The following is a 15,218-nucleotide window of genomic DNA, read 5'->3' as shown; positions in this document are numbered from 1 at the left end:
CTACGTGCAGGCGTTCGCTGTAATACACGGCATATTTGCGCCCGGTCTCGGCCACTTTGGCCTTCGCTTGCGCCAGTTGTTCCAGCGTGGTCAGCGGCGCTTTGTCGCTGAAATAGTCTTTCCCGGCTGCCATGACTTTCAGCCCCAGCGCGCAGCGTTCGGACGGAATGCCCGCCCCCGCGATCATCTGCACTTCACGGTCATCAAGGAGTATCTGCAATGACTCCGCGACCTTAACCTGCGGATACTGGGCGACAAACTTCTCCACTTTTACCGGATCCGGATCGTAAACCCATTTCAGGCTGGCGCCCGCCTCGATCAACCCGTTACACATACCGTAGATATGCCCGTGATCCAGGGCCGCAGCAGCAATCACGAATTCACCGGGCTTTACCACAGGTTGCGGTTTCCCTACCGGCGCATAATTCATACCGTCTTTATTGCTCATGTTCAGGCTCCTTTATCCATATTTTTGCCGAGAGGGATCGCATCTTCATTGGCGAAGTTTTCCACCGATGCTGATTTTTCGTAAAAGTGCGGTGCCAGCGAAACCAGCCCGCCGGTCTGATAAAACGGATCTTCCGGCGACAACGGCAGTGACACAATGCTGCGGGTAATGGCGGATTTATAAATCGCGGCAATCAGTTCCAGTGAACGCTTGCCCTGAATGCCGTCAATCAGCGGCGCGGTACCGGTTTCCAGTGCGGTCAGGAAATTGTCGATCTGGCCGGTGTGCAGGGTATAAGTGAGTTTGGGAATCGACTGGTAAATGTCTTCAAGCTGGTTTTCACGATCCGTGTCACGCGCATCAATCGGGAAACCGTTCGGCGCAGAAATGCTGGCGTATTTGTCCCACGGAGCTGAAATTCGCGCTTTCTCGCCCTGAATAACAATCTTCTGATCTTCGCCGTGATGCACCACGGAAGCCGTCAGTTGGGTCAGTGCGCCGGAGTCATATTTGAAAATTGCCGCCGAGAGATCTTCCACTTCGGCATTATCATGCGCAGCGTTGGTAATCATCGAGACCACTTCAGAGGGAAAACCGAGCATCCACTGAATCGCGTCAATATGGTGAACGGCGTGATTGAGCGTGCAACCGCCCGCTTCTTTTTCCCAGGTGCCGCGCCACCACAAATCGTAATAGGAATGACCGCGCCACCAGAAAGAATCCACCTGCGCATGACACACTTTGCCGGTCTCACCGGAATCGAGCACTTTTTTCAGCCGCCAGAACGCGTCGGTAAAACGGTTTTGCGCGATGATTGACAGCGTTTTCCCGCTCGCCTGCGCCGCGCTGATCATCGCGTCGCATTCCTGTAATGACGCCGCCATCGGCTTTTCGCACAACACGTGTTTGCCTGCGTTCAGCGCATTAATCGAGATTTCGGCGTGGACATACGGCGGCGTGCAGACGTCAAAAATGTCGATATCTGCATCATTAAGGATTTCCTCATGGCTGGCATAGACCCTGGCGTTCGTCAGGCCATAATGCCGTTTTTTCTCTTCCGCTTTTTCAGGATAAATATCTACCAGCGCAACAATCTGGCAACGATCAGCAAACTCTAAATATCCCTGAATATGGTTATGTGAAATATTACCCGTACCAATAATGGCTATTTTCAGCATTCTCTTACTCCTTATATTTAACCGAACAGCTGGCGGATTTAAGCCGCATAAAGGGCGTCACCGTGTTGAATTCTTTATAGATTCAGCACAGATAAATACCTTATTTTTTGTTTCTGAGGTTTATATTCTGGAGAGTAATAATGGTTTTTTTTTCCAACAACTGTTATTTGTGACAGGAATTGCAGTGCCGTTTGCGGAATTTGCTATCATGCTGAATAGCCCATGAATTACAACCAGTTAACCATGGCAATAAGTCCATCTCCATTTGAGGCATTGATCACAAAATGACGGGAAAATTAAAAATCAGGCAAATAGCGGAGTTAACCGGGCTTTCTCCGAGTACCGTTTCCCGTGTGCTGGCAGGGAAAGCCAATGTCAGTCTCCAGGCAAAAGAGAAAGTATTTGCCCATGCCAGAACAATGGGTATTTTGCGTGACATTCCGGCCAGCCGTTTGTTAATGAATTGCCTGTTGCTCTGTGCGCCACCCGCCGCCTTCTCTCCCCATGAAGATCGTTATTATTATGAAGTGATTCAGGAAATAACGGCGGAAGTTGCGCGTTTTGATATTCACATACGTAAATGCGCGCTGGCAGTCAATGAACCGGATATCGCTGTTTTTATGCAGGCACTTCATCAGCCGGATGTCGACGGCATTGTCATTATCGGTATTGATGACGTGATGCTGTATCGGCTGGCAGCAGAATCTAACAAACCGGTGGTAATGATCAACGCCAAGGACAGCGAGATGCGTCTGGACTGTGTTTCTGCCGATCATTATTCCATCGGTTACAGTGCTGCCAACTATCTGTTTACCAGAGGTCACCGCCCCGTTTTATTGTTCACCGACCTGCGTCGTGAAACCATGATGCAGCGCCTCGATGGCTTTAAACGCGCCTGCCTTGAACACCATGTGGTGTTCGACGAAGCCCTGCATTTGCTGGTCAATCATGGCAGCGGAGGGGAACAGGCGAGAGAAAATATTGAGAAGTATCTCCGGGGGCATAAACGGGAAACCATGCCGTCAGCCATCTTATGCGGAGGCGATCAGATTGCACAGGCCACCATTGATGCCCTGAACGAATACGGATTTAAAGTCCCGGAAGATATTTCGGTGATGAGTATCGATTTTGCGCACGACATGAAAACATCAGCGGCACAAAGTTTCACTGCCGTGCATTTGCCGTGCCGCGAGCTGGGCACCGAGGCAGTGTATATTCTGCAAAGCCGCCTGATGCGCGCTACCGGCGCGAAATTCAATTTGCTGTTACAGGGGAGAATTCACAACGGCCAGTCAGTGGCCGATGTGAAATGGAAGCGCAAAGGGTTGTATCCTGCCGCCAGTTAGCCGCGCCCCGAAGGCACATTCTCAGCGTCGCCATTGATTATCTCCTGCTAGACTTTTGAGTCTTAACCTCAAAAAAAGATGCGGAGAATGCAATGTCAGAACAGTATCAGCCCCCTGAAGTCTGGACCTGGAATAAAGATGAAGTCAGCAAGTTCTCGAACATCAACCGCCCGATAGCCGGTCCGACGCACGAAAAAACGCTGCCGGTCGGTAAGCACCCGCTTCAGCTCTATTCCCTTGGCACGCCGAACGGCCAGAAAGTGACGATCCTGCTGGAAGAGTTACTGGCGCTGGGCATCAGCGGTGCGGAATACGATGCATTTATTATCCGCATCAATGAAGGCGATCAGTTCTCCAGCGGCTTTGTTGACGTCAATCCGAACTCAAAAATCCCGGCGCTGCTGGATAACTCAACCACACCGCCAATCCGCGTGTTTGAATCCGGCAACATCCTGCTGTATCTGGCGGAAAAATTTGGCCAATTCCTGCCAAAAGATCTCGCCGGTCGCACTGAAACCCTGAACTGGTTGTTCTGGCTGCAAGGTTCCGCGCCGTATCTTGGCGGCGGTTTCGGTCATTTCTACCATTACGCGCCGGTCAAAATCGAATACGCCATTAACCGCTTTACGATGGAAGCCAAACGCCAGCTCGACGTATTAGACCGTCAGCTTGCTGAACACCGTTTTATTGCCGGGGAAGAATACACGATTGCTGATATCGCCATTTTCACCTGGTATGGCAGCCTGGCGCAGGGCGGTCTGTATGAATCGGCTAAGTTCCTCGACATCGAATCTTATAAGCACTTCCAGCGCTGGGCGGCTGAAGTGGCGGGCCGTCCGGCGGTGAAACGCGGACGCATTGTGAACCGCACCTGGGGTGATGAACAACTGGAAGAGCGCCATGATGCCTCGGATTTCGATGGCATTCTGAAATCGTAACGGACATCTGAAACGTAAAAAAAGGGCGGGATTTTGCGATCCCGCCCTTTTCTTTTATGCGCGTTCTGTCTGCGGTTCGAGGTACTTTTTAAACCAGGCAATGGTCCTTTCCCACGCTAAATCCGCCGCCGCTTTGTCATAACGCGGCGTCGAATCATTATGGAAACCGTGGTTCACGCCGGGATAAATATGCGCTTCAAAAACTTTGTTATTGGCCTTCAGCGCCGCTTCATACGCCGGCCAGCCTTCGGTAATGGGTTTATCCAGTTCAGCATAATGCAGCAATAACGGCGCTTTGATACGCGGCACATCTTCCGCTTTCGGCTGACGCCCGTAGAACGGCACGGCGGCCGCCAGTTCAGGGTAAGCCACCGCCGCCGCATTCGCCACGCCACCGCCGTAACAGAAACCGGTGATGCCGACTTTGCCGGTGCCAGTCTCGTGGTGCATCAGAAATTCTACCGCCGCAAAAAAGTCGTTCATCAGTTTGGCCGGATCAACGTGTTTTTGCAGTTCGCGCCCTTTCTCATCATTGCCCGGATAACCGCCGACCGAACTCAGCCCGTCCGGCGCCAGCGCGACAAATCCGGCTTTCGCCACCCGCCGCGCGACATCTTCGATATACGGATTCAGCCCGCGATTTTCATGCACCACCACCACACCAGGCACTTTACCGGTCACTTTGGCCGGACGCACCAGATAGCCTTTCACGCTGCCGTGTCCCTGCGGCGACGGATACTGAATGTATTCCGCCACAATATCCGGATCAGTGAATTGCACCTGTTCGGCGTAGGCATAGTTCGGCGTCATCAGCGTTGTCAGTGCAGCCAGCGACAATCCGCCTGCCACAAACTTCGCCGAGAGATCAAGAAACTCACGTTTGGTCATTTTGCCGTGCACGTAAAAATCAAAATATTCGAGGAGTTCAGGCGGGAAATCTTTCGCTGTCATTCGGGTCATTTTTCAGGCTCCGTTCCGGTCAGGGGAAGGATAAATAATGGCCTGTTTTTGGCGATTTTGTAAACCCGTTGTGAGATGGGATGGCTTTCCAGGCCGCATCAACACTTTTATGCACTGAAAATGCTAAACTTTGGTCATAAAGGGAGAAACAATGAAAAACCATCTTTCGCAACCACCGAAAATACATTTCATCGAATGGAACTCAGAGTACGAACGGATGATGACCTCTGCACTGAAAAAAGAATTTAATGTGCATACGATTTATCACGTCAAAAAACACTTTAAATCTGTCCACTCTTTGCTGCCGGGAAAGCGGCTCAAACACTGGCACCGGAAATTTCAGATTGCTATCAAGTTCCGCCACGTGCGTGAAAGCGACATCATCATTTGTAACGGCTACAGCGCATTTCTGATGCTGGATTTACTTTCCCTGCTCAAATGCAAAAAAATATTGGTATTGCGCGACTCAGTGGCCGCGCTTACGTCTAAAAGACGTCGGCTGAAATTACTTTCCCATGACGAAAATTATCTCGACCGGGTCACCGCTGTTTTTGATGTTATTTACAGTTTTGATCCCGAAGATTGCCGGAAATACGGACTTTCTTATGTTGACCAGTTTTTGCCGTTCACCCGCCATAACATGGCTGCGTGGCAATCGGAACCGGCAAATACGCCGTCATCCTGCTCATGCTTTTATGTCGGCGGGTTTGATGATTATCGGGCAAAACTCATTAACGACCTGACACCGGTATTGCGCCAGAATCACTGCCAGACCGACTTTTATCTGGTGGGCGATTGCAACGGAACCCCGGATTACCCGGACTGTTGTATCAATCAGAAAATCAGTTATCAGCAAAATATTGAAAAGCTGAAACGCGCTTCTGTCGTTCTTGAGATCAACAAGCCGGATCAATGCGGATTAACGCTGCGTGCTCTCGAAGCCATGGCTTTTAATAAGAAACTGATCACCAATAATGCCTCAATAAAAAAACATGCTTTTTATCATCCCGATAAAATCTTTATTTGGGGAGAAGATGATCGCAACGCTATTGCCAAATTTCTTTCATCGGAACATCAGAAAACCGACCCGGCGTTGCTGGAGACATATTTCGCTGACGGCATGTTAAAGACACTGGCCGGAACCGCAGTAGAATAGAGGCTTTGCCCGACAACCTAACAGAACAATCAAAAGGAGAAACCATGAACAAAGCACTCGCAGGACTGAGTAAAGAGGAAATGGATAAAGTCAGCGCCGGGCTGGCGGCCGGGACTGTCGTGGTGCGTGAGCGCAACCATCTGCCGGTCAACGCAGAAGAAGTGGAGATGGAGCAGCCGGAACATCTGCGCGCTTATTTTCGCGAACGTCTGGAACATTATCGTCAGCAACCGGCTAAAAAATAGTCACAGCGGCTCAGTGCTGCTGCGTAAAGAAGCCGACAATCGACTCTCTCAGGCTGACGGCCGCCTCGCCCGGTGGCGTCAGGCTCTGATGAAGGCTGATCCCCACCTCACCCGGCGCGGGCAATTCCTGCAAAATCCGTACGGTTGATGGCATACCGAAATCCGTACGAACAGTCACCCCCAGCCCCGCCGACATCGCCGCCCAAATCCCGCTCAGGCTGCGGCTGGTGAAGGCTATCCGCCACGCAATACCGGCGTTATCCAGCGCCGTCGTTGCGGCATTCCGCATCAGGCATGGCGCTTCGAACACCAGCAAGGGCAACGGTTCGCCGGTTTCCTGATAGTGCTTCAGGTCGAAACTTTCAGGGCCAATCCAGCGCAGCGGAATCCGTCCGAGCGAGCGGCTTGACGGGAAAAGTGGCGTTTCATCAGCCTGCCAGCACACCGCCAGATCAAACTCGTTATGCCGGATCCCGTCCAGCAATTGCTGATTACGGGTAATACTGGCGGAAACCTGCACCTGCGGATGTGCACGGGTGAATGTGCCGAGAATGGCCGGTAACAGGGTTTCGCCGAAATCCTCCTGCATACCCAGATTCAGGCTGCCACTCAGCGTACTGGCGAGCAGCACAGCGCTGGCCTCATCATTCAGGCTGAGGATCCGCCGCGCATAACTCAGCATCACTTCGCCGCGTCCGGTCAGGATCAGGTGCCGTCCGGATTTCTGTACCAGCTCCGTGCCCGCCTGTTGCTCCAGCTTTTTCAGCTGTGCGCTGACGGCAGATGTGGAGCGTCCCAGCCGGTCGGCGGCCAGCACAAAACTCCCCAGCTCAATGCCGGTAACAAAACTGCGCAAGGCTTCTGAATCAAAAGTGACCGGTCTTTTCGCCATGCTTAATCATCCCGTTTTTATGGACTAATGCTGCTGTTATTTTCGATATTCAGGATAATCATAACGCCTTATGCTCCTTTTCACACCGACAAAAAGGAGCCTGATATGAGCACGACCTCGTCCCAAACACAGACGCTGGATACCATGGCGCGTCTGACGCCCAAATTTGCGGAACTGACGGAACAGGTGCTGTTCGGCGATCTGTGGAAAAGAAATGAATTGTCTGCGCGTGATCGCAGCCTGATCACCGTTGCCGCACTGATTGCCCTCAATCGCGTTGAACAACTGCCTTTTCATCTGAGCCTGGCGGTAAAAAACGGGGTCTCACAGGCCGAACTTTCAGAAGTGATCACCCATCTGGCATTTTATGCCGGCTGGCCCGCAGCGGCATCCGCCCTGAGCCGCTTCGCCGCTCTCAATGACCAGTAACCCGCGCCCCGTAACCGGAGGAACAACCGATGCCTTTTAGCCGAATTTCTTTACCAGCCCACCGCGCGGATGCCTGGCAGGATGCCATTTCAGCCATATTACAGGAAGCGCTGGTTGATCACTTTTCCGTGCCCAAAGATGATTGTTTTCAGTTATTCGAACCGGTCAGCCGCCACCAGCGGGTGATCAACCCGACCTATTTAGCCGGTGAAAATGACCGGCGTTCAGACGATTTTCTGCTGTTTCACATCACCGCAGGCAAACCGCGTAACGGTTATCAGAAACAGCAACTGTTCCACCATCTGGCCGAAAAATTACACCTCACACTGGGAATTTCTCAGGCTGATGTGATGGTGGTGGTGAGTTTTACACAGCCGGAAGACTGGTCGTTCAGTCACGGTGAAATGTTCAGAATTGCGCAAGGAGCCCGGTCATGATTGCCATGCAATACAGTTTTACCCTGCCTGCGGACTACGACATGGGCATTATTGAAAAGCGCATTGCGGATAACGGATATCGGACGGACGGTTTTGCAGGGCTTATTTTCAAAACCTATCTCTATGCCCGCCGCAACTGCCTGCACACCGGCAGCGCAGAAAATATCTACGCGCCGTTTTACCTGTGGCAGGACGTATCAGATATGAACCGTTTTATTTCAGGTGCAGGTTTTCAGGGCGTCGCCGGCGCCTTCGGCTGGCCGCAGATCCGGGTTTATCCGGTGCTGACGGCACATGTCAGCGGAAACGTCGCGGAGGCGGTATATGCGAAAAGAGAGATAACGGATATCGCACCGTTCAGTGACCTTGCGCCATTCAGTGAGCAAACGGTGAGCGACAGACTTATCGACGTCACCGCCTGGGACACGACAAACTGGAAGAAAATCCATTTTACGGCGGGGAGAAATCCGCTGGCAGGCGACGGGCAGCATTACCGCATCGGCCATATTTCATTGTCCGGTGCGGTAAAAGCAGTCTGAATCGGTTAATGCGCGGCAATCCCCAATTTTTTCATTCTCGACAACAACGTCGTACGTTTTAATCCCAGACGTTGTGCCGCACCACGCGGACCGGCGACCACACCGTTGGTCTCCTTAAGTACCTGAAGAATACGTTCGCGCTCGTCTTCCTCATTCAAATGCGGGGCGGGCGCTGTATCAGGCGCGGGCATCACCCTCTCCGGCTGAGACACCGGCAACGGATAATTCAGCTCAGGAAGTTGTAAATCCAGCACCGTTCCGCGGGTCAGCAGCACAGCGCGTTCAATAACATTTTCCAGTTCGCGCACATTGCCCGGCCAGGGCATCCGGCTTAATAAACGCAAGGTCTCGGCGGGAATACTGTCGATGGTGCGTTTCATGCGCTTGGCGATTTTATAGGTCAGGAATTTCACCAGTTGCGGAATGTCTTCAGGGCGCTCACGCAACGGCGGGATGACAATCGGGAACACATTCAGCCGGTAATACAAATCACTGCGGAATTCTTTATCGGCAACCATCTGGCACAGGTCGCGGTTGGTCGCAGCGATCATCCGCACATCCACCGAAATCAGTTTATTGCCGCCGACACGCTCGAACTCCTGCTCCTGCAAAATGCGCAGCAACTTGGGTTGCAGTTCAATCGGAATTTCACCCACTTCATCGAGAAATAAGGTGCCTTTATCAGCCAGTTCAAAACGCCCCATCCGCTGAGCGGTAGCCCCGGTAAACGAGCCTTTTTCATGGCCGAATAAATCGCTTTCCATTAATCCGGCAGGCATGGCCGCGCAGTTCATTTTCACCATGCGCTGATCACGACGATCGCCGAGATTATGGATCGCACGGGCGATCAGCTCTTTACCGGTGCCGGTTTCGCCGAGGATCAGCACAGAACAGTCGCTTTTCGCCACGATCTCAACCTGTTTCAGCACCGCCGACATGCTGGAACTGCGGCCGACAATGTCGCTGAAATCCGGGTTATTGCTGTTTATCTGCTCGGTGAGATACAGGTTTTCGTGTTGCAGTTTTTCCTTCAGGCTTTTAATTTCCTGATAGGCCAGTGCGTTATCCACGGCAATTGCAATGCGTTCGGCGATCTGCTGCAACACGCGCAGATTAGCGGAATTAAAGTTATCCGGCTGGCACTGTGCCAGTTTCAACACCCCCAGCGTTTTATGACCAAAACGTAGCGGCAGAATGCACAGGGTTTTGGTCTGATCCCGCCATAACAGCTGGAACAACGTGCTTTCATCGTTATCCGGTTCTTCGGCGGACCGCACGTTAGTCAGCAACATTTCGCCATTTTTCATCACCTGCTGTTCCAGGGAACCCTCCAGCGTCATGCGCGACTGTTCACGCTCCGCGACGTGCGTTTGCACATAATGTGTCGCGTAAACACTGGCCTGTTCGCTGTCTTTATCGGCATCACACAACACAATGCTGATGGCATTAATGTGAAAGAAATGGTGAATAGTCTTGGCGATTTCGCCGGTCAGTTCGTCGAGATCCAGCTTGGACAGGACGGCGTTGGTGATATCCACCAGAATGCGGAAATCGTCACGTTCATGGCGCAGCAGGGATTGCTGGAGCGAGGCGCTTTCGCGCAACTGGATTTGTTCGACCGCAATGGCCGCCAGCGTACAAAGCTCATAAAGACCGTTCTTGTCTTCCTCACTGAACGGGGTCGCGTGCTGACGGGTAAACTCACAGCCCCCCAGCAAGCCGGAAGAGGCCAGCAGAGGCACCAGACAATAATCGGTAAACGCCGGATACAGGTTCAGCGCCGCCAGTTGCGGATAGCGCAGATGCAACGCTTCACTGCGCCAGACCTGCGTTTTAGGATTGCTCAGTAAGGCATGTACCGGCCCGGTCGCCAGCAGCGTTTCATCTTCATAACTGACCGGCTGATGATGCGGATCGATGCCATAAAAACTGACGCGTTCGCTGTTATTGTCGAACAACACCAGCGTCACAGCCTCCGCAATACCGGCGCTCTGCACCACTTGCGTCAGGGTTTCCAGCAGCGAAGTCATGTTCTGTTGCAGCAGCAATGTGCGCGTCAGTTCCAGTAATCCTTTGTGTTTTGTGGTGCTCATTGTTGCACTCTGCATACCGTGGGCTCTGGCTTTTGATGTAAAGCGTTTTTGAAGAAACGATTAAGAAAGTTTACGCCTTCGCGGCGGCGCGCTCCCCTGACGAGATCAACAAATGCGGGGTAATGGCTCCGCATGGGGCAACATTAACTGGCGGGAAACACCCAGCGCGCCGCGCAGACACACCTGCGGACTTATCGTCACCTCGCCGATAGTCGCCGCATCAGCGCCCAGCGGATGGCTGCGTAACAGGTTCAGCACCTGCTCTTCAGCCCGGTCCGACACGACGATCACCAGTTTGCCTTCATTGGCAAAATTCAGCGGTTCCAGCCCCAGTAATTCACAGATGCCACGCACAGCCGGTTTCACCGGCAACGCGGTTTCGTCGATACATATCCCAAAACCACTGGCGGCGCTGAATTCATGCAAAATCGCATTCACCCCGCCGCGCGTGGCATCACGTAAGGCATGCACGCCAGCCAGCGGTCGCAGTGGTGCGATCATCGGCGCAAGCACCGCGCAGTCACTTTCCACGCCCAGATCCATCCCCAGCTTTTCACGCAGATTGAGGATCGCCGCACCATGATCGCCGAGCGTCCCGCTGACGATCACTTTATCGCCTGCTTTTATCGTACCGGCGGCCCAGTTAACGGCCGTTGGGATCACGCCGATCCCGGCGGTATTAATAAAGATTTTGTCGGCGGCACCTCGCTGCACGACCTTGGTATCGCCGGTCACAATGGCAATGCCCGCAGCATGCGCGGTCTGCGCCATCGCGCTGACTATTTTTTGTAAGTCATCCAGCGCTAACCCTTCTTCCAGAATAAAACCGCAGGAAAGATAGGCGGGTGTCGCCCCGCAGACCGCCAGATCGTTTGCCGTGCCGCACACCGCCAGCTTGCCGATATTGCCGCCGGGGAAAAAGATGGGATCAATCACGTAACTGTCCGTGGTAAACGCCAGCCGGTCGCCCTGTGCACTCAGGCTGGCAAGTGACAATCGTGCGCCATCTTCCCGTTCGTTAAGCCAGGGATTATCAAATGCGCTGATGAACATCTGTTCGATCATCTGTTGCATGGCGCGGCCGCCGCTGCCATGCGCCATTGTGACGACTTCTTTGCGATCACTCATCCTGACTTACCTTCTGCTGTTGATGCTTTTGCTGCGGTTTATCCGCCATTGCCGTTTCCTGATGCCGGTACTGATACCACGCCGCGCACGCACCTTCAGAAGACACCATCAGCGCACCAAATGCATTATGTGGCGTACAAGCGGTGCCAAACAGCGGGCACTCATGCGGCTTGCAGCGCCCGGTCAGCACTTCACCGCAACGGGAGCGGGGATCGTCCGCTACCGGTTGTGCCTGCGGGTTAAAGCGCCGCTCTGCATCAAATGAGGCATAGGCGGGGGCCAGGGAAATCCCTGAGGCTTCAATCACGCCCAGACCGCGCCACTCGCTGCTACCGGCAAGCGTAAACACTTCGCGCATCGCTTCCTGTGCCAGCAGGTTACCCTCTTCCGGCACCACGCGGCGATACTGGTTTTCCGTTTTACACGATGCCTCGCAAACTTGTTCCACCAGCATCAGCACGCTTTGCAGCATATCGAGTGGCTCAAAGCCGCTGATCACCAGTGGCTTGCCGAATTCTTCATTGATGAAATGATAAGGTGCGGTGCCCGTCACCATGCTGACGTGACCGGGAGCCAGAAAAGCATCAATCCGCACATCATCCTGCGAGAGCAGGCTGCGTAAGGTCGGCATCAGGCTGATGTGCTGACAGAACACGCTGAAATTGGGCAGACGTTCGCGCCGTGCCTGTTGCAGCGTGACAGCGGTAACCGGCAGCGTGGTTTCAAAACCGAGGGCGAAAAACACCACCTGACGTGCCGGATTTGCACGGGCCAGTTTCAGCGTATCCAGCGGGGAATAAACCACACGCACATCGGCACCCCGTTCGCGCGCCTGCAACAGCGAGCCTTGCTTGCCGGGCACGCGCAGCGCGTCGCCAAAGGTGCAGAAAATCACGTCGGGATGTGCGGCAATTTCACAGCAGGCATCGATACGCCCCATCGGTAACACGCACACCGGACACCCCGGCCCGTGGATAAATTCCAGTTGCGGGGGCAGCAGTTTATCCAGCCCGAATTTGAAAATGGCATGGGTATGGCCGCCGCACACTTCCATAATCTGCATGGGTTTTTCAGCGGTGTAAGGCAGTAATGCCGCCCGCTGATGCAGCCGTTCAATCAGCGTTTTCGCCAGTTTCGGATCACGGAATTCATCAACAAAACGCATTATCGGGCCTCTCCCGCACCGAGAAACAGGGCGACATCGGCTTCTACTTCTTCCATCGCGTGCAGCGCAGCCAGCGTTTCTTGTGCTTCCTGTTCATCAAGTTTGCTCAATGCAAAACCGACGTGGATTAACACCCAGCCGCCGATCAGCGTTTGTGGCTGGCCGTCGCACACCAGCGCAATATTCACTTCGCGGCGCAGACCGCAGACTTCTGCCCAGGCGTGATCAGGCTGCTGGTCATGCAGCGCGACGATTTGTCCCGGAATGCCTATGCACATCGTTGCTGCTCCAGCCAGACCAGCCACTGCTCCATACCTTCGCCGGTAGTGGCAGAAAGCCGGATCACTTCAATCTGCGGATTGACCTGGCGCGCATTGGCAATACAGGCTTCGACGTCAAAACTGACATACGGCAACAGGTCGATTTTATTGAGGACCATAAGGCGCGATGCGGCAAACATATGCGGATATTTCAGCGGCTTGTCCTCGCCTTCCGTGACGGACAGCACCGCCACTTTGTGCAATTCACCGAGATCAAAACTGGCCGGACACACCAGATTGCCGACATTTTCGATAAACAACAGGCTGTTATTGTTTGGCGACAGCTGATGCAGCGCATCATGAACCATTTGCGCATCCAGATGGCAGCCTTTACCGGTATTCACCTGGATCGCCGGGACGCCGGTGGCGCGGATACGATCGGCATCGTGAGTGGTTTGCTGATCGCCTTCTATCACCGCGCAGTCGAAATACGGTGCCAGCCGGGTCAGGGTGCTGGTCAGCAGGGTCGTTTTACCGGAGCCGGGGCTGGACACCAGATTCAGTGCCAGAATGCCCGCCGCCGCAAAATGCTCGCGGTTATGGGCAGCGATATGGTTATTCTTCGCCAGCACGTCCATTTCGATGTCCACCAGGCGTCGCGGTGCAAACGGCAGACCGTGGCGATGATCATGTGAATCATCGTGATCATGGGAATGGTGATGAGTGTGTTCAGGGCTGACGCCTTCGATACGAAGTTCGCCGCTGGCACAACCGCAGGTACTGCACATAGCTTTCTCCCCGGGCACATCGGATGCCCGTTATTCGATTTCGATTCGTTTAATTTTCATGCCGTCATCGGCCACCACCCGCACATCACGTCCGCCACAGTGCGGACACAGCAGCACGCCGGGGCTGAGTAAAGTGATGTCCTGCTGGCACGTGTAGCACCAGCTTTCTGCCGCCGGTGTGTGGAGATGCAATTCACAGCCTTCAGCGAGTGTTTCGCGGCACGCCAGTTCGAAGCAAAATTGCACCGCTTCAGGTTCGACGCAGGAAAACGCGCCAATTTCCATCCATACCGCCGTAATTCTCCGGGCATTATTTTGCCGTCCAAACTGTTGCATTATTTCCACGGCGTTCTGGCACAACGTAATCTCGTGCATTATTTCCCTCTCCGTCAGGAGATTAATAAACAGCGCATGGGAAGGTAAGTAGCAATATTGATGCCACAATTTTTCGACACGGAGACACGGAGAAGAAAACCGGATAGCGAAATAATCCCGGCGCAGTCCGTCATATATGTCGAAATACCGTGTCATCGACATGTCATTATGTTTTTCATGCGACCGGGCACACAGGTTTTAAATATCTTAACCTTTTAATAATAAAGCAGTTCTTAAACAAAACCGGAAACTGGCACGTTTTATGCCAGCAGGGATGTATGCGCCGTATTTTCGTCGTCACTTTCTGCATAAAGACGGACCGGAAAGGCACCTACGCACACCTCAATAACGGGTAATGACAATGAGCACTCTCAGCGAACTGACCAGTAAAGCGGATTATATAGCCAGCAAAAACAGCCATCTGAAATCACAATGGCGCCTGTATCAGAACAGCCTGACACAGGCCATAACCCATTCAAATAAAAAGATAAACCATGAATTCAGTTGCGGCGAAGATCAGGATATCCGCTTCACCCTGTTTAACCATTTTTCCGTCAGTATTCATCTCAGCGACGACTTCTACAGTCAGGATATCGTTTACAGCCTGAACATGGCGCACAGCGGTGAAGAACCCGACTTCAGAGCGTTTGCACACGCCACGCTGAGTGAAGAAGGCCGGGTGGATGGCACCGTGGATATTAAAGATAAGAACGCCGTACTGGAACATTATCTCAATAAAATATCGGCTATTTATCAGTGTATTTTCGACTCACTGAAAACTAATCAGCCCATTCATTCGCAACTCGATAAATTACTCGACCACGCCTGATTTACATTCAGA

Annotated in this window: 19 protein-coding genes; 9 read left to right on the top strand and 10 right to left on the bottom strand. The window is 53.0% G+C overall.

Annotated elements, in window-relative coordinates:
• Together UC14_RS16260 and UC14_RS16255 are read right to left on the bottom strand one after the other, a co-directional pair.
• Positions 1-448: Gfo/Idh/MocA family oxidoreductase (locus UC14_RS16260; RefSeq protein WP_198670079.1), on the bottom strand; the 448-nt coding region annotated here is incomplete at its 3' end.
• Positions 449-450: 2 nt separating this feature from the next.
• Complete coding sequence (locus tag UC14_RS16255) at positions 451-1,626, bottom strand: Gfo/Idh/MocA family protein (RefSeq protein WP_013574503.1); 1,176 nt, start codon at positions 1,624-1,626, stop codon at positions 451-453.
• Here UC14_RS16255 and UC14_RS16250 point away from each other — a divergent pair.
• The 3 genes from UC14_RS16250 (at position 1,610) to yghU (ending at position 3,910) form a co-directional block, all read left to right on the top strand.
• The gene (locus tag UC14_RS16250; protein WP_015689520.1) at positions 1,610-1,852 is read left to right on the top strand and encodes a hypothetical protein; all 243 of its coding nucleotides are present in this window, start codon (positions 1,610-1,612) and stop codon (positions 1,850-1,852) included. The two genes, UC14_RS16255 and UC14_RS16250, sit on opposite strands and share 17 nt — an antisense overlap.
• A 58-nt stretch (positions 1,853-1,910) precedes the next feature.
• The gene (locus UC14_RS16245; RefSeq protein WP_013574502.1) at positions 1,911-2,972 is read left to right on the top strand and encodes a LacI family DNA-binding transcriptional regulator; all 1,062 of its coding nucleotides are present in this window, start codon (positions 1,911-1,913) and stop codon (positions 2,970-2,972) included.
• 92 nt (positions 2,973-3,064) lie between these two features.
• Positions 3,065-3,910 carry a glutathione-dependent disulfide-bond oxidoreductase gene (yghU, locus tag UC14_RS16240; protein ID WP_013574501.1) on the top strand — a complete coding sequence of 282 codons (846 nt, stop codon included), beginning with the start codon at positions 3,065-3,067 and terminating at the stop codon, positions 3,908-3,910.
• Between the two features lie 54 nt (positions 3,911-3,964).
• Here yghU and yghX read toward each other — a convergent pair whose 3' ends face one another.
• Positions 3,965-4,870: a YghX family hydrolase gene (gene yghX, locus UC14_RS16235; RefSeq protein WP_013574500.1), complete on the bottom strand. Its 906-nt coding sequence runs from the start codon at positions 4,868-4,870 to the stop codon at positions 3,965-3,967.
• A 151-nt stretch (positions 4,871-5,021) separates the two neighbouring features.
• On the opposite strand from yghX, the gene UC14_RS16230 reads away from it, so the two are divergent.
• Together UC14_RS16230 and UC14_RS16225 are read left to right on the top strand one after the other, a co-directional pair.
• Positions 5,022-6,026, top strand: a complete 1,005-nt coding sequence (locus UC14_RS16230; RefSeq protein WP_112198055.1) for a hypothetical protein — start codon at positions 5,022-5,024, stop codon at positions 6,024-6,026.
• 44 nt (positions 6,027-6,070) lie between these two features.
• Positions 6,071-6,271 carry a DNA polymerase III subunit theta gene (locus UC14_RS16225; RefSeq protein WP_013574498.1) on the top strand — a complete coding sequence of 67 codons (201 nt, stop codon included), beginning with the start codon at positions 6,071-6,073 and terminating at the stop codon, positions 6,269-6,271.
• 10 nt (positions 6,272-6,281) lie between these two features.
• Here UC14_RS16225 and UC14_RS16220 read toward each other — a convergent pair whose 3' ends face one another.
• A complete protein-coding gene (locus UC14_RS16220; protein WP_112198054.1) occupies positions 6,282-7,163 on the bottom strand; it encodes a LysR substrate-binding domain-containing protein in 882 nt (293 codons plus the stop codon).
• 105 nt (positions 7,164-7,268) lie between these two features.
• Here UC14_RS16220 and UC14_RS16215 point away from each other — a divergent pair, with 105 nt between their 5' ends.
• From UC14_RS16215 to UC14_RS16205, 3 genes are read left to right on the top strand one after another with little or no spacing between them, the layout of a single operon-like run.
• Positions 7,269-7,592: a carboxymuconolactone decarboxylase family protein gene (locus UC14_RS16215; protein ID WP_013574496.1), complete on the top strand. Its 324-nt coding sequence runs from the start codon at positions 7,269-7,271 to the stop codon at positions 7,590-7,592.
• Positions 7,593-7,621: 29 nt separating this feature from the next.
• The gene (locus tag UC14_RS16210) at positions 7,622-8,029 is read left to right on the top strand and encodes a tautomerase family protein (RefSeq protein WP_013574495.1); all 408 of its coding nucleotides are present in this window, start codon (positions 7,622-7,624) and stop codon (positions 8,027-8,029) included.
• Positions 8,026-8,568, top strand: a complete 543-nt coding sequence (locus UC14_RS16205) for a DUF4865 family protein (RefSeq protein ID WP_112198053.1) — start codon at positions 8,026-8,028, stop codon at positions 8,566-8,568. The genes UC14_RS16210 and UC14_RS16205 overlap by 4 nt, the downstream gene beginning before the upstream one ends.
• Positions 8,569-8,573: 5 nt before the next feature.
• Here the strand turns inward: UC14_RS16205 and flhA are convergent, their stop codons facing one another.
• The 6 genes from flhA to hypA form a co-directional block, all read right to left on the bottom strand.
• Positions 8,574-10,661, bottom strand: a complete 2,088-nt coding sequence (flhA, locus tag UC14_RS16200; RefSeq protein WP_370447482.1) for a formate hydrogenlyase transcriptional activator FlhA — start codon at positions 10,659-10,661, stop codon at positions 8,574-8,576.
• Between the two features lie 105 nt (positions 10,662-10,766).
• Positions 10,767-11,789 carry a hydrogenase expression/formation protein HypE gene (hypE, locus tag UC14_RS16195; protein WP_013574492.1) on the bottom strand — a complete coding sequence of 341 codons (1,023 nt, stop codon included), beginning with the start codon at positions 11,787-11,789 and terminating at the stop codon, positions 10,767-10,769.
• Complete coding sequence (gene hypD, locus UC14_RS16190) at positions 11,782-12,954, bottom strand: hydrogenase formation protein HypD (RefSeq protein WP_013574491.1); 1,173 nt, start codon at positions 12,952-12,954, stop codon at positions 11,782-11,784. Before hypD ends, hypE begins: the two co-directional genes overlap by 8 nt.
• The gene (gene hypC / locus UC14_RS16185) at positions 12,954-13,232 is read right to left on the bottom strand and encodes a HypC/HybG/HupF family hydrogenase formation chaperone (RefSeq protein WP_013574490.1); all 279 of its coding nucleotides are present in this window, start codon (positions 13,230-13,232) and stop codon (positions 12,954-12,956) included. Before hypC ends, hypD begins: the two co-directional genes overlap by 1 nt.
• Entirely contained in the window at positions 13,223-14,002 is a 780-nt protein-coding gene (hypB, locus tag UC14_RS16180; protein ID WP_015689514.1) for a hydrogenase nickel incorporation protein HypB, read from the bottom strand. The genes hypC and hypB overlap by 10 nt, the downstream gene beginning before the upstream one ends.
• Before the next feature lie 30 nt (positions 14,003-14,032).
• On the bottom strand, positions 14,033-14,377 hold the full coding sequence (gene hypA / locus UC14_RS16175) for a hydrogenase maturation nickel metallochaperone HypA (RefSeq protein ID WP_013574488.1): 345 nt from the start codon (positions 14,375-14,377) through the stop codon (positions 14,033-14,035).
• Positions 14,378-14,738: 361 nt separating this feature from the next.
• Here hypA and hycA point away from each other — a divergent pair, with 361 nt between their 5' ends.
• Complete coding sequence (gene hycA, locus UC14_RS16170; RefSeq protein ID WP_013574487.1) at positions 14,739-15,206, top strand: formate hydrogenlyase regulator HycA; 468 nt, start codon at positions 14,739-14,741, stop codon at positions 15,204-15,206.
• Positions 15,207-15,218: the final 12 nt, after the last annotated feature.

The organism is Rahnella sp. NRRL B-41462 (assembly GCF_003263525.1).
In the GTDB taxonomy this organism is placed as follows: domain Bacteria; phylum Pseudomonadota; class Gammaproteobacteria; order Enterobacterales; family Enterobacteriaceae; genus Rahnella; species Rahnella aceris.
This window is presented reverse-complemented; position numbering and strand designations above follow the sequence as displayed.